Raw genomic sequence first — 21,323 nt, forward strand, 5'->3', positions numbered from 1 at the left:
GCCTCCAGTCACCGGAACGTGAACGCCCACGTCAGCCCCACCATGGCGCAAGCCGATACTTTCTTGGCCCTATCGTGGCATGACGCAGGGTAGTGGAGTTCTCACGGAACGCCTGCCGAGGGAGAACCAGGGTGACGATCCAGAAGCCGAAGGGCGGCGAACCGGAAACCTCGCCGCCGGCCCCGGTGCACCACGAGGGCCCGGGAGCCTTCATCACCCGCTGGCTCACCTCCACCGACCACAAGGTGATCGGCTACCTCTATCTGATCACCTCGTTCACGTTCTTCCTGATCGCGGGCATCATGGCCCTCGTCATCAGGGCGGAGCTGGCCGGGCCCGAACTGCAGCTGGTGAACGCGCGGACCTACAACCAGCTGTTCACCATGCACGGCGGGGTCATGCTGCTGCTGTTCGCCACCCCGCTGTTCGCGGGCTTCGCCAACGTCATCATGCCGCTGCAGATCGGCGCCCCCGACGTGGCCTTCCCCCGGCTCAACATGGTCAGCTACTGGCTGTTCCTGTTCGGCGGGCTCATCACCCTCTCGGGATTCCTCACCAACGGCGGCGCCGCCGACTTCGGCTGGTTCTCCTACACGCCGCTGTCGAACCGCATCTACTCCCCGCACCTCGGCGGCGACCTGTGGATCATGGGATTGACGCTGGCGGGTCTCGGCACGATCCTCGGCTCGGTCAACTTCTTCACCACGATCGTGTGCATGCGCGCGCCCGGGATGACCATGTTCCGGATGCCGATCTTCACCTGGAACGTGCTGCTGACCAGCATGATCGTGCTGATGGCCTTCCCGGTGCTGGCGGCGGCGCTGCTGGCCGTCGAGGCCGACCGCAAGTTCGGCACCCACATCTTCGATCCGGCCGCGGGCGGACCGATCCTCTATCAGCACCTGTTCTGGTTCTTCGGCCATCCCGAGGTCTACATCATCGCGCTGCCGTTCTTCGGCATCATCACCGAGGTCATCCCGGTCTTCTCCCGCAAGCCGATCTTCGGGTACGTCGGGCTGGTCGGCGCGACCATCGCCATCGCCGGGCTGTCGATGACGGTGTGGGCGCACCACATGTTCCCCACCGGGCAGGTGCTGCTGCCGTTCTTCTCGTTCATGACGTTCCTGATCGCGGTGCCGACCGGGGTGAAGTTCTTCAACTGGATCGGCACCATGTGGCGCGGCCATCTGAGCTTCGAGCCGCCGATGCTGTTCGCGATCGGGTTCCTGGTGACGTTCCTGCTCGGCGGGCTGACCGGCGTCATCCTGGGCTCGCCGCCGCTCGACTTCCAGGTCACCGACTCCTACTTCGTGGTGGCGCACTTCCACTACGTGGTGTTCGGCACGGTGGTGTTCGCGATGTTCGCCGGGTTCTACTTCTGGTGGCCCAAGATGACCGGCCGGATGCTGGACAACCGGCTGGGGGTGTGGCACTTCTGGCCGCTGTTCATCGGCTTCCACACCACGTTCCTGGTGCAGCACTGGCTGGGCTGGGCGGGCATGCCGCGCCGCTACGCCGACTACGCCGCCGGCGACGGGTTCACCCTGCTCAACCAGATCTCGACCGCCGGCGCGATGATCCTCGGCCTGTCGACGCTGCCGTTCCTCTACAACGTGTGGATGACCTCGCGCAAGCCACGCTGGGTGACGAGGGACGACCCGTGGGGCTTCGGCAACTCCCTGGAGTGGGCCACGAGCTGCCCGCCGCCCCGGCACAACTTCTCCTTCATGCCGCCCATCCGCTCCGAGCGCCCCGCCTTCGACCTGCACCACCCGCACACCTATCCCCGGCGGGACGAGGTCGAGGCGTGAGACCTCCTTTGGTCGGAGCGGCGCATCCCTAAGGCTGATCCGCGGGCGGGTGACCGGTCACTACGGTCGTGACATGCGCAATGCGATCCAGATCGCCGGCCTGATCCTGGCGTTACAAGGCATCAGCGGCGCGATCGACCAGGTGGTCGGCCAGCCGGTCTTCGGCTTCTTCCTGAACTTCTTCAACCGGGTGATCATTCCGCGCGTCGACGCGCTGGCCGGCTACGAGCTGTTCGCCAACCTCAGCCTGGCGGCCCTGGGCGTCGTGCTGGTCCTGGCCGCCGAGCGCACGCGCTGAGCGCTATCCCGCGTGGCTGAGCCGGGGGTGGTCGCGCAGGATGATCGGGGCCGACAGCATGGTGTGCCGCTCGCCGACCTCGCCCACCAGCACCGGCCAGGTGCCGATGTTGCGGCAGCCCGCCGCCAGCGGGCGCAGCTCGGCCGGCGGGTTCAGGAGCGAGACGAACCGCCCGCCGTGGGTGCGCACCACGCTCTGCGCCGAGACGAACGTCCGCTTGAGCGCCTCCGCCGGCTCCCCGCCCTCCCAGCAGGTGGTGTTGGCCACGGTCACCGTGAGCCTGAACAACCGGTCGCGCAGCCGCACCGCGCGCGTCTCGGCCCAGCCGTGCAGCGTCTCCCAGCAGCGCAGCACCGCCCCGGCCCGGCCGCGGGCGTCGATCAGCCAGACGGCCTCCTGGTCGCCGGGGACGTCGACGCTCATCGTGTACGCCGCTCCGGCCAGGTCGGCGAGCGCCAGCCCGGACACGGCGGCCTCACGCTCGCGCGCCTCCGTGCCCGCCACGTAGCGGGTGCCGTCGACGGTCAGCTCCGCCGCCGGCTCCAGCTCGTCGCCGCGCGCCCGCGCCACCTCCCTGGATACCAGGTGCAGGAACCGTACGTGCACGTCCACGGTGTCCGAGGGAGCGGCCTCGACCAGACACTGCGTCTGCATCAGGGAGGGCAGGCCGGCCTGGCCCCGGGCGTACGGCTCGGGGTGGAGGCCGCGCAGGTGCCGGTCGTCCAGCAGCCGGGGGCGACACTCGTACAGCACGGCCTGCGCGATCTGTCTCACTCTGTCCATGTCGATCCGCCTTGCAACTGATTCATTACTCTTCGTAATCGACATACCGTCGAGACAGAGCGGGCAAACCAGCACTCAGGTGACGGGAACGATCTCCGCCTCGACGAGCGCGCCGTCCGCGATCCGCAACACCCCCACGGTCCCGTGCGGCTGACGCCGCCGGTCGGTCGGCGAGCCGGGGTTGAAGATGCGCAGGCCGCCCTCGGACGCGTCGAGCGGGATGTGCGAGTGGCCGAACACCACCAGGTCCGCGTGGGGGAACCGCCGCCGCATCCGGGCCATCCGCCCCTTGGCCGGGCCGCTGTCGTGGATCAGGGCGACCCGCAGCCCCTCCAGGTCCAGCTCCAGCGTCTCGGGCGCGTCCAGGTCCGGTCCGTCGTTGTTGCCCTTCACCACGTGGACGGGCGCGTACGCGGACAGCTCCGCGATCACGGACGGCACGCACACGTCGCCGGCGTGCAGGATCACGTCGGCGTCCCCGAGCAGCTCGGCCACCCGCGGCGGGCACGACGTCCAGCGGCGCGGCGCGTGCGTGTCGGACAGCGCGACCACTTTCACGCCGGATCCCCGCCCGTCCGCAGCACGAGCACCTCCAGGGCCCGCTCCGGCAGCGCGCCGACCCGCCGCCAGCCGAGCGACCGGTAGAAGCGGGCCGCGGGCGCCCGGGGCGAGGTGAGCAGCCAGGCCCGCGGCCAGCCGTCGACCGCCGCTTCCAGCAGCCGCCGGCCGATCCCCCTGCCCTGGGCGGCGGGGTCCACGAACAGCTCCACCACCTCGAACGCGTCACGGGTCATCCGGGCCACCGCCTCGGGGCCGCAGCTGCGCTGGAGCTCCTCGTAGATCCGGCCGGCCGGCAGGTCGGCGGGCGTGGGCCAGCCGAAGCACACCCCGAGGAGCTCACGGCCGTCCCGCTCGGCCCACGCCGCGAACCCCGGCCGCCCGGCGTCCCTGGCCAGCTTGGCGGGGAAGGCGGCGAAGTCGTCCTCGGTCTCGTACCACGGCGGGTCGGCGAAGCACCGCCGGTAGAGACGGGCGATCTCGTCGGAGATCGCCACACAGCCGGGACCGTCGAGTCGCTCCACGGCCCCATTATCGACGACCGGCGAGCCTACCTGGTCGCCCACGCCCTCGCCGTCCGCCGCGGTGAGCACCGCGTCCAGCAGCCCGGGGAAGCGCCGGTCCAGATCGGCGCGGCGCAGCACGACGTAGCAGCGGGTGCCCTCCTGGCGGGTACGGGTGACGCCGGCGTCGCGGAGCACCTTGAGGTGATGGCTCAGCGTGGACCTGGCCACCGGCGCCCGCGGCTCGCCCCAGCCGCGCTCGCGTCCGGCCGCTGCCGGGGCCGGAGGTGGAGCGCGTCAAGCAGGACGAGGCCCGCCGCGTCCCGCTCGGCCGGCGCGGCACCCCCGAGGAGGTCGCCACCTGGATCGTCCGGCTCGCCGACCCCGCCTCGACCTGGCTCACCGGCCAGGTGCTCACCCTGGACGGCGGTCTCGACCTGACGTGACCGGGGGCTCATTCCGCGCGGCGGGCCCGCCTCGATCTGATCAGGAGGATGGCGACCAGCACCGCGGCGGCCCCCGCGACCGGCACCGCGCCACCGGCCTCCATCCAGCCCGAGATCGTCCCCTGCACCCCCGTCACCGTGCCGACCACCGGGTCGTCCGGGTCACCGCCGCCGAAGACCCGCAGCTCGTACCAGCCGTAGTAGGCCACGTACAGGCCGGCCAGGACGAGCAGCACCCCGCTCACCCGGGACACGTGCGGCAGCGACCGGCGCACCCGGAACAGGACGGCCTCCTTGGTCAGCGCCACGGCCAGGGACAGCAGGGCGACGACCAGGCCCATGCCGAGCGCGTACGCGGCGAAGACCGCCAGCCCCCCGGCCACCCCGCCGCTCGTCAGCGAGGCCGACGTCACCGCCAGGAACGGCCCCACCGTGCACGACAGCGAGGCCACCGCGTACGCGACCCCGTACCCGTAGAGCGAGCGCGCTGACCTGGCGGGCCGGGCGGAGACCCCGGGGACGCGGACGGGCAGCGACCGGCCGGCCAGCAGCCAGCCGCCCAGCACCACCAGGATGATCCCGATGACGATCGTCACCCACGGCAGGACCGTCCCCGCCACCGCCGCCAGCGGCGTCACCACCAGCCCGAACAGCCCGAACACGGTCACGAACCCGGCGGTCATCGCCGCCGACAGCAGCACCGCGCGCACCACCGGGCCGCGATGCCAGACGCCGCCCGCGGCGCGCGGCGGCGTGCCCGAGACCAGCAACGTGAGGTACGCGGGCAGCATCGCGAACCCGCACGGGTTGAACGCGGCCACCGTCCCGGCCGTCAGGGCGAGCACGAGAGGCAGGTCGGTCACGACTCACCCGCTCTTGATCTTGGCGATCTCGGCGTCGAGACCGTCGCGGCCGAGCGGCCCGGTGACCTTCGCCGTCTCGCCGCCCGGCTTCATGAAGACGAACACGGACTGCTGGGAGACGCCGAGCCTGGTCCACACCGCGCCCTTCTCGTCCGACAGGTGGACCAGGCCGTCGGTGCCCGTGCCGCGGACGAACTCCTTCATCGCGGCCTCGGCGTCCAGCCCCGCCACGCCCACGAACGCCACGTCCTTGTGGGTGTCGGCGGCGGCCTTCACGGCGGGCGCGTCCGCCCGGCACTTGGTGCACCACGGCGCCCAGAACCAGAACACCACGGGCTTGCCCGCCAGGCTGCCGCCCTCGAACGCCTGCCCGTCGAGGGTCCGCGCGCTGAACCGCAGCGCCTGCGGCACGGCGGCGCCCCCGTCCGGAGACGCGCTCTCCATCGGGTCGCCGCTCTTCATGGGGTCGGCGCTCTCCATCGGGTCGCCGCTCTTCATGGGGTCGGCGCTGTTCATCGGGTCAGTGCTCTTCATCGGGTCGGCGGGCGCCGTGGACGCGCTCTCCATGGGGTCGGCGGGCGCGTCGCCCGGAGCGGCCGCGCCGCATGCGGTCAGGGTCAAGGTCGCTGCGGTGATGACCACCGCCATGCCGGCTCTGTTCACGATCGCCAGGCTAGACAGGCGTGACCGCCGAGAACCTTACGAGCCGGTGACGCCGCCTCCGCCCGGCGGCGTCTAGGCTCACCCTCAAGGTTCGATCTCATACGAAACGGGCGGCAAGGGTTGAGCATCACCGTCGAGACGGAACAGGCGTCAGGCGGCGGCCCGTCGCCTGCGCGGCGGCTGCTGTCCAGGGTGCGCAGGCGCTGGATCTCCTGGTCGGCCGTCACGTTCCTGGCCGTCTGGGCGGTGGTCCGGGCCGGCGGGCTGGAGTTTGGATCGTTCCTCACCCAGCTCATGACCATCACCCCGTACGGCGCGGTGCTGGGCCTGCTGCTGGCCGTGGCGCTGATCAGGCGCAACCGCCCGGCCGCGGTCGTGGCGCTGGTGGCAAGCCTGGCGATGGCCGCCGCCGTGCTGCCCAGAGCGTTCCCGGCCAGTGGACCAGCCGGTGGCCCCGCCGGTGGGATGGCCGGTGAGGCGGCCGGCGGCGTCCCGTTCAGGGTGCTGGCGATCAACCTGTTCGGCCGCGCGGACGCGCGGGCGGTGGTGGAGCTCGTGCGGGAGCTGCGCCCGGACGTGTTCGCCGCGACCGAGCTCACCACCGCGCAGGTCGCCGAGCTGGACGCGGCCGGGCTGGACGAGCTGCTGCCGCACCGCGTGCTGGAGGACGAGCCCGACGCGGTGGGCAGCGGGCTCTACGCGCGGCACCCGCTCACCGCGCTGCCCGGCCTGTTCACGCCGGTCGGGCACAACATGCCGGCGGCGGCCGTGACCCCGCCCGCCGGCGGGCGGGTGGAGGTGGTCGCCGTGCACCCGAACCCGCCGCTGGGCCGGATGGTCGAGAGGTGGAACCGGGCGCTGGCGTCCTTCCCCTCCCCCACCGGCGGCGCGATCCGCGTCCTGGCCGGCGACTTCAACGCCAGCCTGGACCACCGGGCCATGCGCGACCTCCTCGGCCGCGGCTACGCCGACGCCGCCCATCGGGCCGGGGAGGGACTGACGCCGACCTGGCCGAGCGGACGCGCTCTTCCGCCGCTCATCACGATCGACCACATCCTGGTCGACGAGCGCGCCGGGGTGAGCTCCTTCGCCGTGCTGGACGTGCCGGGCACCGATCATCGGGCGGTGTTCGCGGAGCTGCGGCTGCCGCCCGCCGCGGGCTAGACTCGGGCGCATGATCTGGCGACATTGATGCATCACCAGAGGCCGTGGTCGCGGACCGCCGGGCCGGCAGGCGCCCGCAGCCCCCGTCCGTCTCCTCCGGAAGGCCTCACTGATGTCACCGCCTGCCCGGTGGCTCGTCCGCACGCTCTACGTCTACACGTTCCTCGACGAGCTCGTCCTGCTCTACCCGGTCTACACGCTGCTGTTCACCCACACCGGGCTGTCCGTGGCCGAGACGTCCTCGCTCTTCGTCATCTGGTCACTCACCGGCATGGTGCTGGAGATCCCCTCCGGCGCGTGGGCCGACGCCGTGTCCCGGCGGCTGCTGCTGTTCGTCGGCCCGCTGCTCGCCGCCGTCGGCTTCGCGCTGTGGGTGATCTCCCCCTCCTACGGGATCTTCGCGCTGGGCTTCGTACGCTGGGGCGCCCGTGACGCCCTGACCTCGGGCGCGATGGAGGCCCTGGTGTACGAGGAGCTCGCCCGCACCGGCGAGACCTCGCGCTACGCCCGGGTCATGGGCCGGGCCACGGCGGTCGGCGTGATGGCGGCCGCCGCGGCCATGGCCCTGGCGACCCCGGTCCTCGCCGCCGGCGGCTATCTCGGGGTGGGCGCGGCCAGCGTGCTCGCCTGCCTGCTCACCGCCGCCACCGCCCTGGCCTTCCGCGAGCACCGCCACGCGGACTCCCCTGATGGGGTGGACGCCGCGGCGCCGTCCTACTGGCAGGTACTGAAGGCCGGGCTGGCCGAGGCGCGGGGGAACCGCCGGGTGCTCGACGGACTGGTGCTCGTCGCCACCGTGACCGCCGTCTGGGGCGCGCTGGAGGAGTACGTGCCGTTCCTCGGCGTCGAGACCGGGCTGTCCGAGACGGCGATCCCGCTGGTGTACCTGCTGCTGTGGGTGGGCGTCACGGCCGGCGGGCTGCTGGCCGGGCGGGTGGGACGGCTGCGGCCACGCGGGTTCGGCTCGCTGCTCGTGATCGCGGCCACCACCCTGGCCGGCGGCGCGCTCACCGGGCACCCCGCCGGGTTCGTGCTGATCGCGGCGTCTTTCGCGCTGTTCCAGTCGGCGGGCGTGGTGGCCGACGCCCGGTTGCAGGACAGCATCACCGGGCCCGGCCGGGCCACCGTCACCTCGGTGGCCGGGCTGGGCACCGGCCTGGTCACCGTGGCGGTCTTCGTGGTCTACGGGGCCGCCTCCGGCCTGGTCCCGCACGGGCTGATGTTCGCGCTGCTGAGCGTCCCGTACCTGCTCGTGGCCGGGTGGGCGATGACCGGGCGGCGGACCCGCCCCGTCCCTGAGGGGGTGGTCCGGTGAGGTTCGCCGTCCCTCCGGCCCCCTGACCTGCGTTCACCCCTTCCCCGCCGGGGTATGGGCCGCCCATGAGATATCACGTGCTCGCCTGCGACTACGACGACACCCTGGCCCGGCACGGCAAGGTCGCCGAGCACACGATCAAGATGCTGGAACGGGTCTCCCGCTCGGGCCGCAAGCTGCTGCTGGTCACCGGGCGGGAGCTCGACGACCTGCTGTCCGTCTTCCCGCACACCGACCTGTTCGACGCGATCGTGGCCGAGAACGGCGGCCTGCTCTACGACCCCGGGCAGCGCACCAGGGAGCCGCTCGCGCAGGCGCCGCCGGCCGAGTTCGCCGAGCGGCTGCGCGGCCAGGGCGTCACCCCCCTCGGCACCGGGTCGGTGATCGTGGCCACCCGCGACCCGTACGACCCCCAGGTGCAGGAGGCGATCCGGGAGCTGGGCCTGGAGCTGCAGGTCATCAGGAACAAGGGCGCGGTCATGGTGCTGCCGCCCGGCGTGAACAAGGCCAGCGGCCTGACCGCCGCGCTGGACCGGCTGTCCGCGTCGCGCCACAACGTGGTGGCCGTCGGCGACGCCGAGAACGACCACGCCTTCCTCACCGCCGCCGAGTGCGGCTGCGCCGTCGCCAACGCCGTGCCGTCCCTGCTGGACCAGTGCGACCTGCCGCTGGACCGCGAGCACGGCGAGGGCGTGGCCGAGCTGGCCGACCGGCTGCTGTCGGGCGAGCTCGACGAGGTGGAGATCCCGCGGCACCACATCCTGCTCGGCGAGGGGCCGGACGGCGAGGTGCGGCTGCCCCCGTACGGGACCGGCCTGGTGGTGGCGGGGCCGTCGGGCAGCGGCAAGTCCACGGTCACCACGGCGCTGCTGGAGCGGCTCGTCGAGGCGCGGTACCAGTGCGTGATCATCGACCCGGAGGGCGACTACGCGGAGTTCCCCGGCGTCGCCGTGCTGGGCGAGCCGGACCGGCCGCCGGTCGCGGAGGAGGTGCTGCGGCTGCTGGAGTCTCCGGACCAGAGCGCGGTGGTCAACATGATCGGGATGCCGCTGCGCGACCGGCCCGCGTTCTTCTCCGAGCTGATGCCCCGGCTGGTCGCGCTGCGGGCCCGGCTCGGCCACCCGCACTGCGTGGTCGTGGACGAGGCGCACCACCTCATGCCGGCCGAGCTGCAGGAGGTGCCGGTCAAGGACGTCCGCGACCTCGGCTCGGTGTTCATGATCACCGTGCATCCGGAGGCGCTCAGCCCTGCCGCGCTCAACCTGGTCAACGGTGTGATCGCGGTCGGTCCCGAGCCCGAGGAGACGCTGGGCGCCTTCGCCGCCGCCCTCGGCCGGGAAGCCCCCGAGCTGGTGGGCGAGGCTGAGGGGGTGGCGCTCTGGCGCACCTCCGCCGACGCCGCCGAGCGCGTCCATCCGGCGCCGGGCCGCGCGCACCGCACCCGCCACCGCCGCAAGTACGCCGCCGGCACCATGTCCAAGGACAAGAGCTTCTACTTCACCGGCCCCGAGGACCGGCTCAAGCTGCGGGCCCGCAACCTGCACGTGTTCGTGGAGCTGGCCGAGGGCGTGGACGACGAGACCTGGGCCTTCCACCTGGGCAGGGGCGACTACTCGACCTGGATCGGCGAGAAGCTGGGCGACTCGGAGCTGGCCGACGAGGTCGCACAGGTGGAGCGGGAAGGCGGCGACGACACCCTGCGACAGGTGGCCGAGCTGATCGAGCGGCGCTACACGCTGCCCGCCGAACCGACCAAGTACGACCCGGACCACGACGACCGCTGAACCGATGCCACGCGGCTCCGCTTTCCGGGAACCGCCGGAGCCGGAAGATCGTTTTCGGTACGGTCACCGGCCGTAAGGAAACGGAGAGTTGCAGTGGTGTTCAAAAGGATGCTGGGCGCGTTCGGCGTCGGAGCCCCCTCGGTCGACACGGTTCTCAGCACCCCCCGGGTGCGCCCGGGCGGCACGATGGCGGGTGAGGTCCGGCTCAAGGGCGGCGACTTCGACGCCTCGATCGAGCACGTGACGCTGGCGCTGGTCGCCCGCGCCGAGGCGGAGGCGGGTGACAGCGAGGTCACCGGGGTGGCGGAGCTGCGCCGGTTCCAGGTCTCGGGCCCGTTCACGCTGGCCAAGGGCGAGGAGCGGACGATCCCGTTCCAGACCGAGGTGCCGTGGGAGGCGCCGATCAGCGAGGTGCAGGGGCAGCCGCTGACCGGGATGGCGCTGGGCGTGCGCACCGAGCTGGCCATCGCCAAGGCGGTCGACAAGGGCGACCTCGACCCGATCGTGGTCGAGCCGCTGCCGTCGCAGCAGCGCGTCATGGAGGCGTTCCTGCAGCTGGGCTTCGCCTTCAAGTCGGCCGACCTGGAGATGGGCCAGATCTACGGCGTGCGCCAGGAGCTGCCCTGCTACCAGGAGATCGAGTTCTACGGCCCGCCCGGTCAGATCGCCGAGGCGGAGCTGACGTTCGTGGCCGGGCCCGACGGGATGGACATCGTCATCGAGGCCGACCGGCGCTCCGGCCACTACGGCTCCGACGCCATCGGCCGCTTCCGGGTGGCCCACGACGAGGCGCTGCGGATGGACTGGGCCGCCGAGATCGGCGCCTGGCTGAACGGCCTCTCGCAGTACCAGGGATTCGGCCAGCAGGGGTACGGGCACCCGGGTCACCACCATGGGGACGACCATCACCACCACCGCGGTGGCGGCGGCATGGGCGGGATGATCGCGGCCGGCGCCGTGGGCGTGGCCGGCGGGATGGTCGCCGCCGAGCTGATCGACGAGGCGTTCGAGGGCGAGGAGGAGGAATGACCTCGCGCCGGGTCAGCGGGAGCTGCTGACCCGGTCGCCGCCCAGCAGCTCGGCGAAGAGGTCCTCCCACATGGGCATGACCACGTCCGGGGCGTAGCCCCGGGCGGTGTCGGCCGCGGCGGCGCCCATCTCGATGCGCCGCCTGCGGTCCCGCACGACCTTCTTGAGGGCGGCGGCCAGGGCGTCGACGTCGCGCGGCGGCACGAGCAGCCCGTCGACACCGTCGGTGAGCACGTCGCGCGGGCCGGTGGGGCAGTCGAAGGCGACGACGGCCAGGGCGTGCGTCATCGCCTCGATCATGACCATGGGCAGGCCCTCGAAGCGTGAGCTGAGCGCGTAGACGGAGGCCGCCGCGAGCTCGTCGTCCAGCCGCTCGGTGCGGCCCATCAGGGCGACGTGGCCGCCCAGGCCCAGCTCGTCGATCTGCGCCTGGAGGCGGGCCTCGCGCGGGCCGTTCCCGAAGATGCGCAGACTCCAGTCGGGGTGTTCGGCCACCACCTGGGCGAACGCCTGGATGAGCAGGTCGAACCCCTTCTGGGGCACCAGCCGGCCGGCCGCCACCACGACCGGGTTGCGCTGCGTGGAGCGCTCCTGGTCGACCTTGTGGACCGCGTTCGGGATCTGCACGATCCTGGTGCCGGGCAGGATCTCCTGATATTCGAGCTGGTTCGTCCTGGTCAGCACCGCCACGGCGTCGAACCGGCCGTAGTGGCGGACGATCTCGCTGCGGATCGTCTCGGGGTAGGCGGTCAGGTTCATGTGTTCCTGCGCCACCTTGACCACGCCCTTGGCCGCGCGCCTGGCGGCGATCAGGTTGAGCGCCGGACGGGTGGTGATCAGGATCCCGTCCGGCAGCGAGGCGACGTAGTCCATGACGGCCTTCTCCACGCGCTCGGTGAAGTACTCGGCCGCGAACTCGCCGCGGGGCACCATCTTGCCGCGGACCCTGCGCCACACCTTGCGCGCCGGCGAGTCCGGCCGGCGGCCCTCCCGCTGGTCCACCAGGGCGCTGATCCGGACGTCCTGGTGGATGGCGAACTGGGGCTTGTTCCGGCGGCGGACCACGCTGACGATCTCGACGTCGTGACCGGCCCTCGCCATGGCGTTGGCCTGGTTGACGACGGTGCGGATGGTGCCGCCCATGCCGTAGGCGTGGAGCATCAGGTAGCGGATCCTCATGCCAGGTAGCCCCAGGTGCGGCACATCGGCTTCAGCGAGTCGAGGATCGTGTCGGGGTCGGGCAGCTCGCGGCCGGGCTGCACGGTGCCCGAGCGGATCTTGTCCCGCCAGTCGCCCAGGCCCTTCTGGATGACCGCCTGCTCGCCGTACGAGAGCATCCCCGGCTCCCATTCGAGGCCGAGGAACGCGCAGATCTCGCGGGTCACCCGCTCCGGCTCGGCGCTGAGGTCCTCGTAGCGGACGGTCAGGCCGGGCAGCGCCGCCTTCGCCCGCTCGACCGCCTTCATGTAGCGCAGGGCGTCGGTCGCGGCCGCCTCCCGGTCTCGTTTGTCGGGGCTGGCCTCGTACCAGGAGGTGGCGATCGAGGCCGGGTGCCGCAGGAGGAAGATGTAGCGCGCGTCCGGCCAGCAGGTCGCGATCCGCTCGTAGGCGAACGCGTTCGCCGGGGTCTTGTCCACGACGAATCGTTTGCCGCTGCGCACCAGCTCCCGGTGGAGCACGCGGTCCCAGAGCAGATGCTCCAGGTCGGCCTGGTTGTGGCCGAGCGCTTCCATTGCCTTCGCAGCCAGGGACGTGCCGAACTCCACTCTGAGGCGCCGCACGTGGAGTTCGTGCGGCGCGTGCAGGTCCGAATGGGCGTTCATGACGGAACGCAGCAGGGTGGAACCGGACCGCACCGGGGAGATGATGAAGATCGGCGCGGTCAGCAGCCGGTCGGCCTTCGGGTCGGCCGGCGGCCTGATCTCGGCCTCGGTCTGCTTGATCTTGGCGGGCGCGGTCTTGACCGGCGCCGCCGTCGAAATCCCCTGGTTCCCTACTCGATTGACCTGGAATCCGGTGAACCTGACCAGCGCTTTGTTGAATTTACGCTGCCAGCTCATGCCGATGCAGACTACCCACCCTTCCTGGCAGTTCCCTGGCAATCTCCGGACATCGCGGGGTGAAGACTTGCGCCGGGGACCCGGACCCGGGGATGTTTTGGTATTTCGGACGGGATATTCTCGGGCGCTGTACGGTTACGCGGGTCCGCCGGGAAACCTCTTCGGGGAAGCCTGACATCCACATGAGACGTGTCCGGGCCGCCTCTGTCCTGTTCGGCGGCTATCAGCACCCCACCCAGATGATCGCGGTGGGTTTCGGCCTTGCCATATTCGTCGGCACCCTGCTGCTGTCCCTGCCCGCCGCCACCGCCGAGGGGCAGACCACCACCTGGCTGACGGCGCTGTGGACCGCGACCGCGTCCGTCTCGCTGACCGGCCTGATCATCGTCGACACCCCGACGCACTGGTCCGTCTTCGGCGAGGTGGTCATCATCGGGCTGGTGCAGATCGGCGGCCTCGGGATCATGACCCTGGCCACGGTCTTCACCGTGCTGGTGTCCGGCAGGCTCGGCCTGCGCGCCCGGCTGTTCGCCCAGGCCGAGACCAAGACGCCGACCATGGCCGACATGCGGAAGGTCGTCCGCAAGGTCGTGGTGTTCAGCCTGGTGTGCGAGGCCGTCGCCGCCGTCATGTTCACCGCACGGTTCATGATCGGGTACGGGGAGAGCCTCGGCCGCGCCCTCTACCTCGGGGTCTTCCACGGCATCTCGGCCTTCAACAACGCCGGTTTCGCGCTCTGGTCGGACAACATCATGGGGTTCGTCGGCGACCCGTGGATCTGCCTGACGTTCTCGGCGGCGGTCATCGTGGGCGGGCTGGGCTTCCCCGTGGTGTTCGAGCTGCTGCGCTCCTGGCGGCATCCGGGCAGGTGGAGCGTGCTGACCAGGATCACCGTGTACGCCACCCTGATCCTGCTGGTCCTGGGCACCCTGGTCTATTTGGCCACCGAGTGGCGCAACCCCGGCACGCTCGGCCGGCTGGACGAGCCCACCAGGGTGCTGGCCGCGTTCTTCCTGTCGGCCATGGTCCGCACGGCCGGGTTCAACAGCGTCGACACCGGCGCGCTGCACCCGTCGAGCTGGCTGCTGTCGGACGTCATGATGTTCATCGGCGGCGGCAGCGCCGGCACCGCGGGCGGCATCAAGGTGACCACGCTCGGCCTGCTGGCCTTCGTCATCTGGTCCGAGCTGCGCGGCGAGCCCAAGGTGAACGTCGGCCATCGCCAGGTCCCCGAGGCCGCCCAGCGCCAGGCCGTCGTGGTGACGGTGATGAGCGCGGCGCTGGTGGCCTTCTGCACCTACGTGCTGCTGGTGCTCACCCCGCTCAACCTCGACCGGGTGCTGTTCGAGGTGATCGCCGCGTTCAGCACGGCGGGGCTCACGACCGGCATCACGAATGACATCCCGCCCGCCGGGCACCTGCTGCTCATCATGCTGATGTTCGTGGGCCGGATCGGGCCGCTCACCATAGGCTCCGCGCTGGCGCTCAAGGAACGGGCCCGGCGCTACGAACTACCCGAGGAGCGGATGATCGTTGGTTGACCGAAGCAACGACCCTGTGGTGGTGATCGGCCTCGGCCGGTTCGGCTCCGCCCTCGCCCTCGAACTGACCAGGCGCGGCACGGAGGTGCTGGCCATCGACAACCGCCCCAAGATCGTCCAAGGGCTGTCGGGGCACATCACCCACCTGGCCACCGCCGACGCCACCGACCTGGAGACGCTGCAACAGCTCGGCGTGCCCGACTTCTACCGCGCCGTCGTCGCGATCGGCGACCTGGAGGCGAGCATCCTGAGCGCGTCCCTCCTGGTCGAGCTGGAGATCGACGACATCTGGGCCAAGGCCGTCAGCCAGCAGCACCGCCGCATCCTCAGCCGGGTCGGCGTGCACCACGTGGTGCTGCCCGAGCACGACATGGGCGAGCGGGTGGCCCACCTGGTCAGCGGCCGGATGCTCGACTACATGGAGGTGGACGAGAACTTCGCGCTGATCAAGACCCGGCCGCCGAAGGAGTACGTGGGCGTCCCGCTGGGGGCGTCGAACCTGCGGCGCAAGTACGGCGTCACGATCGTCGCGGTGAAGAAGGAAGGCGAGGAGTTCACGTACGCGACCGCCGAGACGGAGCTGTCGTACGGCGACATCATCCTCGTCTCCGGCCGCAGCGACGAGATCGAGCGCTTCTCCGAGCTGACCTGAGCGACGCCCGCGCGCCTGGTCTGATCAGCGAATTGGCAAAAGGAAGGATTTCTGGCCATTACCGTGGCTATAGGGTTTTGGCAAGGGTGGCGAATCGGGGAGGTTCTCTCACATGGACCGGGGATCAGGGATCCTGCGGCTCGCGGGTGCGGCAGCGGCGGCCGGCGTGCTCACCGCCGCCCTCGCCCTTCCGGCGGTCGGCGGCGCCGGGGCGATGTTCGTCAACACGGCGGAAGAGCTCAACCTGAAGGCGATGACCCTCGAGGAGCCGCCGCTGGCCGAGAAGACCACGATCCTCGACGCCAAGGGCGACTCCATCGGCCAGTTCTACGAGGAATACCGCGAGAGCGTCGGACTCGACGAGATCTCCGAGGTGATGAAGACCGCCATCATCGCCATCGAGGACTACCGCTTCTACGAGCACGGCGCCATCGACATCGAGGGCACGCTGCGCGCCCTGGCCAAGAACCTGACCTCCGGCGGCATCGCCCAGGGCGGCTCCAGCATCACCCAGCAGTACGTCAAGCAGGTCCTGCTCAACTCGGCCGTCACCGACGAGGAGAAGGCCAAGGCGCTGGAGGCCAGCTACGCCCGCAAGCTCAACGAGCTGCGCTACGCGATGGGCGTCGAGGAGAAGTACACCAAGGACCAGATCCTGGAGAAATACCTCAACATCGCCTACTTCGGCGCGAGCGCGAACGGCGTGGAGGCCGCGGCCAAGCGGTTCTTCGGCGTCTCGGCCAAGGATCTCGACCTGGCCCAGGCGGCCACCCTGGCCGGAGCCGTGCAGGATCCCAACCGCACCGACCCGAACCTGGGCAGGCAGTACCGCCAGCGGCTGCTGGAGCGGCGCAACATCGTGCTCAACCGGATGCGCGAGCTGGGCAAGATCACCGATGCGGAGCTCGAAGAGGCCAAGGCCAAGAAGCTCGGCTACAAGGGCACCCCGCTGCCCGGCGGCTGCGGCGCGAGCCGGTACCCCTACTACTGCATGTACGTGCGGGCCGAGATCCTCGGCAACCCGGCCTTCGGCAAGACCAAGAAGGAGCGCACCCAGCTGCTCAACCGGGGCGGCCTGACGATCAAGACCACGCTCGACCCCAAGATGCAGAAGGCGGCCGAGCGGGCCATCAAGAAGTGGGTGCGCCCCTCGGACCACCCGGTGGCCGCCGAGGCCCTGGTCGAGCCCGGCACCGGCGAGATCAAGGCGATGGCCGCGAGCCGCACCTACGGCCGCTCCAAGAAGCGGAACGAGATGTCGTACAACGTCGTGGCCGACGCGGCGCACGGCGGCGGCATCGGCTTCCAGGCCGGCTCGACGTTCAAGACCTTCACCCTCCTGACCGGGCTCAAGGAGGGCATGAAGGTCAGCGACGGGTTCTCGGTGGGCGCCGGCTACCGGGCGCCCGGCTACTCGACGTTCAAGAACTGCAAGGGCGAGAACATCGGCGACCCGTCCCACACCGTCACCAACGACGAGGGGTCGGGCGGCTTCAGGACGCTGCAGACCGGCACCTGGGGCTCGGTCAACACCTTCTTCATGAAGCTGCAGGAGGAGGTGGGCCTCTGTGACACGATCAAGACGGCCAAGTCCCTGGGCATCAAGCGCGCCGACGGCCAGCCGCTGCAGGAGTTCTCGACGTTCACGCTCGGCATCAACGAGATGGACCCGGTGACGGTCGCCAACGCCTACGCGGCGATCGGGGCGCGCGGCAAGTACTGCGAGCCGATGGTCGTCACCCAGATCGTCGACCGCTACGGCAAGGCCAAGAAGTACGAGCCGAAGTGCAAGCAGGTGATGGACCCCGAGGTCGCGGACGCCGCGGCGCACATCCTCGAAGGGGTGTTCACCAAGGGCACGATGCGCGGCGTCGGCGGCATCGGCCGGCCGGCGGCGGGCAAGACCGGCACCACGGACGCCCAGGCGACGGCCTGGTTCGCCGGGTTCACCCCCGACCTGGCGGGCGCGGTCAGCATCGGCGACCCGCGCGGCTCGCAGAAGTACAAGCTGAACAACGTCACGATCGGCGGCCGCTACTACGGGTCGGTCTTCGGCGCCAGCATCCCGGGGCCGATCTGGCGCGACACCATGCTGGCGGCGCTGAAGGGGACCAAGGCGACGAAGTTCCACCCGCTCGACTCCTCCAGGTTCGGCGGCTGCGGGTCGAGCTGCGCGCCGGTGCAGCGGGACTCGGGGGACCGTGACGAGCCCCGCCAGCTGCGCGACATCGACGGCGACGACGGCATCAGGGCGGACCTGGGCCTGGACTGATCGGCCGGCGCTCACGGGAGGGTCCGGGGTCCGGGCCCTCCCCGCCGGCGTGACACGTCAGCGGGCCGGGAAATGGCGCAGAAAATCTCCGCTCTTTCGAGTCCCATCACCTGCGGATTTCTTTACTCGGAACTAACAGCGCAGTACAGAGGGACTGTTAACGGCGGCGAAACATTGATAACGTGGGAGCGCTCCCAGGGATCTTCGGCGCGAGGTGTCGAGCATGTCCGAGCAGCCCACACTGGCCCAGGTCGCCGCGGCCGCCGGGGTCTCCCCGGCCACCGCTTCCCGCGTGCTCACCGGCTCGGTCCGGGTCAGCACGTCAACCCGTCGCCAGGTCTACGAAGCCGTGTCCCGGATGGGATACGTGCGGCAGCGGGCGCCCAGAGGATCGGTCTCCAGAACCACGGCGACCGGAATCACCGCGGTCATCTGCGACCATCTGCCGCGATTATTCTCCGAACCGTACTATGCCCGGCTGCTATCCGCCAGCGGGGCCGTCGTCGCCGAGAGCGGCACCAACCTGACCATCACCACGGTCAACCCGACCTCGTCCATCCTGCCCACGCTGTCCGGCGCGGTGCTGCTCGTCGGCGCCAGGGAACGGCATCCCCTCGCCATCAAGCTCTGCACCTCCGGCATCACCGTGCGCAACATCGGCCGGCCGCCGCACGACCTGAAGCTGCCGTACGCCGACGTGGACAACTACGACGGCGGGCGGCAGGCCGCCGAGCACTTCCTGCTCACCGGGCGCAGGTCCGTCGCCGCCATCGGCGGCCCGCCCTCACTGCCCGCCGCCAAGGACCGGCTCGACGGCCTGATCAAGACGCTTCGGGAGGCGGGCGCGGCCGAGGTCCCCGTCGCGTACGGAGACTTCACCGCGGCGTCGGGCACCCACGCCATGCAGTGGCTGCTGCGCCACGCCCCCGGCCTGGACGCGGTGTTCGCCGCCTCCGACCTGATGGCCGCCGGGGCGATCCAGGCGCTGCGCCGGGCGGGCCGCAGGGTGCCCGCCGACGTCGCGGTGATCGGGTTCGACGACGCGCCGGTCGCCCGGCACACGAACCCGGCGCTCACCACCGTACGTCAGCCTGTCGAGGAGGTGGCCACCATCGCGACCAGGTTGCTACTGTCCGGAACGACCGGGATCGATCCGATCCTCCCGACAGAACTGGTCATCCGTGACTCGGCATGAACCCGGAGACGTCCTGGCCCGCAGGTACCTGCTCCTGGACCCGCTGGCCCGCGGTGGCATGTCCGTCATCTGGCGGGCCTTCGACCAGTCGCTGCACCGGATGGTGGCGGTCAAGGTGCAGTGCTCGTCCCTCCAGACGGGCCTCGGGGACCGGGTCCGAGCGCGGAGCGAGGCACGGGCCGCCGCCCGGTTCATCCATCCGGACGCCATCGAGATCTACGACTACGGCGAGGCCGTGACCACCAGCGGGGAGGTCGCGGCCTTCGTCGTGATGCCGCTGCTGGACGGGGTGCCGCTGGCCGAGCGCCTGCAGGAGGGCCCGCTGCCGTGGCCGCAGGCCGCCGCCGTCGCCATGCGGACCGCCCGGGTGCTGGCCGCCGGGCACGCCCGCGGGCTCGTCCACCGGGACGTCACCGCCGAGAACGTGCTGCTCACCGGCGACGGGCTGAAGCTGCTCGACTTCGGCATCGCGGCCTCGGCCGGCGACCCCGACGACGGCCGGGGCACGCCGCCGTACGTCGCGCCCGAGCGGCTGGCGGGGGCGCCGACCCACCCGGCCATGGACGTGTACGCGCTGGGCGTGCTGCTGTTCACCATGATCGCGGGGCATACCCCGTACCCGGAGACCACGTGGGAGCAGCTGGAGACGGCGCGCCGCCCGTACCCGCCGCCGCGCCCGCCCGGCGCGCCGCACGGGATGGCGGCGCTCTGCCAGCGGTGTCTCGAGCCCGAGCCGGCCCGCCGCCCGCAGGCGGCGGAGGTCGCGTCGGCCCTGTCGACCGCGCTCAGCCTGCCCAAGCGGCTGCGGCGCGGCCTGGCCGTGGCGGGCACGGCGGTGCTCGCGCTGTCGCTGGCGGCGCTGCTGGAGCTGCCCCGGCAGGTGATGCCGCCCGCGGTGAGCTCGCCGGCGCCGTCGTCAGCGCCGTCCGCGCCGCCGTCGTCGGTCGCCTCGATGCCGGCCATGGAGCGGACGCAGGCCGAGGCGCAGACGGTCCGGCAGGCGGTCGACGGCTTCCACGCCACCCTGGAGGGCTCCGACGTGTGCGGCGCGCTCGGCGGGGACGTGGCGCTGGACCTCAAACAGGTGCTGCGCGGGGCGCTGGTGTCGCCGGGACCGGAGGAGACCCGCCTGTCCGGGCTGCGCAGGAAGCTGGCGGACCGGGAGCGGGAGGGCCGGCTCACCTCGGCCTGCCGATCCCAGCTGGAGATCCGGCTCAACGAGATCTCCGCCGCCCGCCGGTCGCCCTGACGGTCCCGGCGCGGGCCCGTCACGAGCACGTGTAGCCCGAGGCGACGGCCGTGGAGCCGCCGGGGCGGGAGGCCTGGAAGCCGAAGCCGGTGCTGCCTCCGGGCGCCAGGGAGCCGTTGTACGGGAGGTTGGTCGCGGTCACTGTCTGCCCGCTGGTGGACAGCTGGGCCCCCCAGGAGCCGGTGATCGCCTGACCGGCGGGAAGGGTGAACGTGACGCGCCAGCCGGAGATCGGCGACGAGCCGCCGTTGGTCACCGTGACCGGCTGGACGACGTACCCGGTGTCCCACTGGTTCTGGACGGTCGCGACGGCCTGGCAGGAGCCGCCGGGCTGCGGGTCCTGGCCGCCCGAGGTGGTGACGGAGAAGGAGCCGACCGCCAGGCCGGCGCCGCCCACCCAGGGCTCGAACCCGGCCTGCACGCTGGTCAGGTACCAGGACCGCTGGCCGTACCCGCGGGCCACGACGTCGGCGTAGAAGGTGTCGACGGCGAAGTCGAGGGAGGTGGCGGGCGTGGTGCGGACGTACGAGATGACGTTCCAGCCGATGTTGCCGAACCAGACCTGCCAGGTGGCGCCGGCCAGGTTGACGGTGCCGACCTGGGACCCGATCGGCTGGATGGAGCCCCGCCGGTTCAGCCAGATCATCAGCTCGGCGCCGGTGTTCTGCCCGTCGGTGCGCGGCGTGGGGTCGAACCACAGGTCGTAGGCGGCGTTCCAGGTGCCGCTGTTCGGATAGCTCATGCTGACGGCGGAGCGCAGGTTGCGGAAGCCGCTCGCGTCCGCCCGCATGGGCAGGCCGCTGCCGGTGGTGCAGTTGGCGTAGTGGCAGCCGGCGAAGATGGACGGGTAGGCGGCGGGCGCGCCGTTGGTGGCGTTGTTGTGCGCGGCCTGGGTGATGGTGAAGCCGCCGTTCTGGTTGACGTCGATGCACTGTGCCGTGTCGGCGCCCCAGACGTTGTTCTGCACGACGTAGCGGCCGTTCTGGATGGCCGTGGAGCCGTACTTCTCGCAGATGACGGGGGCCGCGGCCTGCGCGGGCAGGGCGAACGCGAAGGTCGCCAGGAGGACCGCGAGGGCCATGGGGAGGTGCACGCGTCTCATGCCCGCCACCATCACGAGGCCGGGGCGGCTCCGGC

Annotated in this window: 20 protein-coding genes; 12 read left to right on the forward strand and 8 right to left on the reverse strand. The window is 71.3% G+C overall.

Annotated features, from left to right (window positions below):
* Positions 1-185 precede the first annotated feature (185 nt).
* Both ctaD and ACQEUU_RS01440 read left to right on the forward strand, forming a co-directional pair.
* Positions 186-1,811 carry an aa3-type cytochrome oxidase subunit I gene (gene ctaD, locus ACQEUU_RS01435; protein WP_433071693.1) on the forward strand — a complete coding sequence of 542 codons (1,626 nt, stop codon included), beginning with the start codon at positions 186-188 and terminating at the stop codon, positions 1,809-1,811.
* 73 nt (positions 1,812-1,884) lie between these two features.
* The gene (locus tag ACQEUU_RS01440) at positions 1,885-2,109 is read left to right on the forward strand and encodes a hypothetical protein (protein ID WP_433059160.1); all 225 of its coding nucleotides are present in this window, start codon (positions 1,885-1,887) and stop codon (positions 2,107-2,109) included.
* A gap of 3 nt (positions 2,110-2,112) precedes the next feature.
* On the opposite strand, the gene ACQEUU_RS01445 is transcribed toward ACQEUU_RS01440, so the two are convergent.
* The 3 genes from ACQEUU_RS01445 to ACQEUU_RS01455 all read right to left on the reverse strand — a co-directional run bounded on the left by ACQEUU_RS01445 (position 2,113) and on the right by ACQEUU_RS01455 (position 4,184).
* A complete protein-coding gene (locus ACQEUU_RS01445) occupies positions 2,113-2,892 on the reverse strand; it encodes a hypothetical protein (RefSeq protein WP_433059162.1) in 780 nt (259 codons plus the stop codon).
* Between the two features lie 75 nt (positions 2,893-2,967).
* Positions 2,968-3,450, reverse strand: coding sequence for a metallophosphoesterase family protein (locus ACQEUU_RS01450; protein WP_433059165.1), 483 nt, complete (start codon positions 3,448-3,450; stop codon positions 2,968-2,970).
* A complete protein-coding gene (locus tag ACQEUU_RS01455; RefSeq protein WP_433059168.1) occupies positions 3,447-4,184 on the reverse strand; it encodes a helix-turn-helix domain-containing GNAT family N-acetyltransferase in 738 nt (245 codons plus the stop codon). Before ACQEUU_RS01455 ends, ACQEUU_RS01450 begins: the two co-directional genes overlap by 4 nt.
* A gap of 56 nt (positions 4,185-4,240) precedes the next feature.
* On the opposite strand from ACQEUU_RS01455, the gene ACQEUU_RS01460 reads away from it, so the two are divergent.
* Positions 4,241-4,399, forward strand: a complete 159-nt coding sequence (locus ACQEUU_RS01460) for an SDR family oxidoreductase (protein WP_433059171.1) — start codon at positions 4,241-4,243, stop codon at positions 4,397-4,399.
* An 8-nt stretch (positions 4,400-4,407) separates the two neighbouring features.
* Here ACQEUU_RS01460 and ACQEUU_RS01465 read toward each other — a convergent pair whose 3' ends face one another.
* Both ACQEUU_RS01465 and ACQEUU_RS01470 read right to left on the reverse strand, forming a co-directional pair.
* On the reverse strand, positions 4,408-5,262 hold the full coding sequence (locus tag ACQEUU_RS01465; protein ID WP_433059174.1) for a cytochrome c biogenesis CcdA family protein: 855 nt from the start codon (positions 5,260-5,262) through the stop codon (positions 4,408-4,410).
* Between the two features lie 3 nt (positions 5,263-5,265).
* Positions 5,266-5,925 (reverse strand): redoxin domain-containing protein, encoded by a 660-nt coding sequence (locus tag ACQEUU_RS01470; RefSeq protein WP_433059177.1) that lies wholly within the window; start codon positions 5,923-5,925, stop codon positions 5,266-5,268.
* 120 nt (positions 5,926-6,045) lie between these two features.
* On the opposite strand from ACQEUU_RS01470, the gene ACQEUU_RS01475 reads away from it, so the two are divergent.
* The 4 genes from ACQEUU_RS01475 to ACQEUU_RS01490 all read left to right on the forward strand — a co-directional run bounded on the left by ACQEUU_RS01475 (position 6,046) and on the right by ACQEUU_RS01490 (position 11,217).
* Positions 6,046-7,089, forward strand: a complete 1,044-nt coding sequence (locus ACQEUU_RS01475; protein ID WP_433059180.1) for an endonuclease/exonuclease/phosphatase family protein — start codon at positions 6,046-6,048, stop codon at positions 7,087-7,089.
* A gap of 112 nt (positions 7,090-7,201) precedes the next feature.
* Positions 7,202-8,404 carry an MFS transporter gene (locus ACQEUU_RS01480; RefSeq protein ID WP_433059182.1) on the forward strand — a complete coding sequence of 401 codons (1,203 nt, stop codon included), beginning with the start codon at positions 7,202-7,204 and terminating at the stop codon, positions 8,402-8,404.
* A gap of 65 nt (positions 8,405-8,469) precedes the next feature.
* Positions 8,470-10,188, forward strand: a complete 1,719-nt coding sequence (locus ACQEUU_RS01485) for an HAD-IIB family hydrolase (RefSeq protein ID WP_433059185.1) — start codon at positions 8,470-8,472, stop codon at positions 10,186-10,188.
* A gap of 96 nt (positions 10,189-10,284) precedes the next feature.
* A complete protein-coding gene (locus ACQEUU_RS01490) occupies positions 10,285-11,217 on the forward strand; it encodes a sporulation protein (RefSeq protein WP_433059188.1) in 933 nt (310 codons plus the stop codon).
* Between the two features lie 12 nt (positions 11,218-11,229).
* Here the strand turns inward: ACQEUU_RS01490 and ACQEUU_RS01495 are convergent, their stop codons facing one another.
* Both ACQEUU_RS01495 and ACQEUU_RS01500 read right to left on the reverse strand, forming a co-directional pair.
* Positions 11,230-12,396, reverse strand: coding sequence for a glycosyltransferase family 4 protein (locus tag ACQEUU_RS01495; RefSeq protein ID WP_433059190.1), 1,167 nt, complete (start codon positions 12,394-12,396; stop codon positions 11,230-11,232).
* A complete protein-coding gene (locus ACQEUU_RS01500) occupies positions 12,393-13,277 on the reverse strand; it encodes a sulfotransferase family protein (protein WP_433059193.1) in 885 nt (294 codons plus the stop codon). The genes ACQEUU_RS01495 and ACQEUU_RS01500 overlap by 4 nt, the downstream gene beginning before the upstream one ends.
* Positions 13,278-13,459: 182 nt before the next feature.
* Between ACQEUU_RS01500 and ACQEUU_RS01505 the strand changes: the two genes are divergently transcribed.
* The 5 genes from ACQEUU_RS01505 to ACQEUU_RS01525 all read left to right on the forward strand — a co-directional run bounded on the left by ACQEUU_RS01505 (position 13,460) and on the right by ACQEUU_RS01525 (position 20,186).
* A complete protein-coding gene (locus tag ACQEUU_RS01505) occupies positions 13,460-14,818 on the forward strand; it encodes a TrkH family potassium uptake protein (RefSeq protein ID WP_433059196.1) in 1,359 nt (452 codons plus the stop codon).
* A complete protein-coding gene (locus tag ACQEUU_RS01510; protein ID WP_433059199.1) occupies positions 14,811-15,470 on the forward strand; it encodes a potassium channel family protein in 660 nt (219 codons plus the stop codon). Before ACQEUU_RS01505 ends, ACQEUU_RS01510 begins: the two co-directional genes overlap by 8 nt.
* A gap of 112 nt (positions 15,471-15,582) precedes the next feature.
* Positions 15,583-17,742, forward strand: a complete 2,160-nt coding sequence (locus tag ACQEUU_RS01515) for a transglycosylase domain-containing protein (RefSeq protein ID WP_433059202.1) — start codon at positions 15,583-15,585, stop codon at positions 17,740-17,742.
* 223 nt (positions 17,743-17,965) lie between these two features.
* On the forward strand, positions 17,966-18,937 hold the full coding sequence (locus ACQEUU_RS01520) for a LacI family DNA-binding transcriptional regulator (RefSeq protein ID WP_433059205.1): 972 nt from the start codon (positions 17,966-17,968) through the stop codon (positions 18,935-18,937).
* On the forward strand, positions 18,924-20,186 hold the full coding sequence (locus tag ACQEUU_RS01525) for a serine/threonine-protein kinase (protein ID WP_433059208.1): 1,263 nt from the start codon (positions 18,924-18,926) through the stop codon (positions 20,184-20,186). The genes ACQEUU_RS01520 and ACQEUU_RS01525 overlap by 14 nt, the downstream gene beginning before the upstream one ends.
* 19 nt (positions 20,187-20,205) lie before the next feature.
* On the opposite strand, the gene ACQEUU_RS01530 is transcribed toward ACQEUU_RS01525, so the two are convergent.
* The gene (locus tag ACQEUU_RS01530) at positions 20,206-21,288 is read right to left on the reverse strand and encodes a GH12 family glycosyl hydrolase domain-containing protein (RefSeq protein ID WP_433059211.1); all 1,083 of its coding nucleotides are present in this window, start codon (positions 21,286-21,288) and stop codon (positions 20,206-20,208) included.
* Between the last annotated feature and the right edge of the window lie 35 nt (positions 21,289-21,323).

It is taken from the genome of Nonomuraea sp. CA-218870, assembly GCF_050936535.1.
Taxonomy (GTDB): domain Bacteria; phylum Actinomycetota; class Actinomycetes; order Streptosporangiales; family Streptosporangiaceae; genus Nonomuraea; species Nonomuraea corallina.

Coding starts and splice junctions, on each gene's coding strand:
- ACQEUU_RS01530 (WP_433059211.1), bottom strand. CDS start 21,288: ATGAGACGCGTGCACCTCCCCATGGCCCTCGCGGTCCTCCTGGCGACC.
- ACQEUU_RS01485 (WP_433059185.1), top strand. CDS start 8,470: ATGAGATATCACGTGCTCGCCTGCGACTACGACGACACCCTGGCCCGG.
- ACQEUU_RS01440 (WP_433059160.1), top strand. CDS start 1,885: ATGCGCAATGCGATCCAGATCGCCGGCCTGATCCTGGCGTTACAAGGC.
- ACQEUU_RS01500 (WP_433059193.1), bottom strand. CDS start 13,277: ATGAGCTGGCAGCGTAAATTCAACAAAGCGCTGGTCAGGTTCACCGGA.
- ACQEUU_RS01445 (WP_433059162.1), bottom strand. CDS start 2,892: ATGGACAGAGTGAGACAGATCGCGCAGGCCGTGCTGTACGAGTGTCGC.
- ACQEUU_RS01495 (WP_433059190.1), bottom strand. CDS start 12,396: ATGAGGATCCGCTACCTGATGCTCCACGCCTACGGCATGGGCGGCACC.
- ACQEUU_RS01515 (WP_433059202.1), top strand. CDS start 15,583: ATGGACCGGGGATCAGGGATCCTGCGGCTCGCGGGTGCGGCAGCGGCG.
- ACQEUU_RS01480 (WP_433059182.1), top strand. CDS start 7,202: ATGTCACCGCCTGCCCGGTGGCTCGTCCGCACGCTCTACGTCTACACG.
- ACQEUU_RS01505 (WP_433059196.1), top strand. CDS start 13,460: ATGAGACGTGTCCGGGCCGCCTCTGTCCTGTTCGGCGGCTATCAGCAC.
- ACQEUU_RS01520 (WP_433059205.1), top strand. CDS start 17,966: ATGTCCGAGCAGCCCACACTGGCCCAGGTCGCCGCGGCCGCCGGGGTC.